Source organism: Mesorhizobium sp. M7A.F.Ca.CA.002.05.1.1 (genome assembly GCF_003998335.1).
In the GTDB taxonomy this organism is placed as follows: Bacteria; Pseudomonadota; Alphaproteobacteria; order Rhizobiales; family Rhizobiaceae; genus Mesorhizobium.
Map to the genome: position 1 here is coordinate 1 of NZ_RZQI01001679.1, position 412 is coordinate 412.

The 412-nt window shown below is 65.5% G+C and carries 1 protein-coding gene; it reads right to left on the minus strand.

What is annotated here, in order from left to right; translation table 11 throughout:
• The coding region (locus EN939_RS37745; RefSeq protein WP_127272174.1) for an ABC transporter permease at positions 1 to 412 on the minus strand (412 nt) is incomplete at both ends.

Genomic DNA, 412 nt, shown 5'->3' on the forward strand with positions numbered 1-412 from the left:
CGACAGCACCGTGGCCTCGACCAGGAACTGGATGAGGATGTGCTTTTCATGCGCGCCGATGGCCAGCCTGATGCCGATCTCGCGGGTGCGTTCGGTGACCGACACCAGCATGATGTTCATGATGCCGATGCCGCCGACCAAAAGGCTGACGCCGGCCACCGCGCCCAGCATGCCGGTCATGGTGGTTGTGGCGCTGGCCATGGCGTCGGCGATCTGGGTCATGTCGCGGATGGCGAAATCGCTCTCGCGGTCGGGCGTGATGCGGCGCGCGTCTCGCAAGATGTCCTCGACGCGCGGCTGCAACTCGCTGGTCGGCGTGCGGTCGTCGGCGGCGATGTAGATGTTGTCGATGTCGCGGTTGCCGGCGATGCGGCGCTGATAGGCATGCAGCGGCATCAGCACGACATTGTCC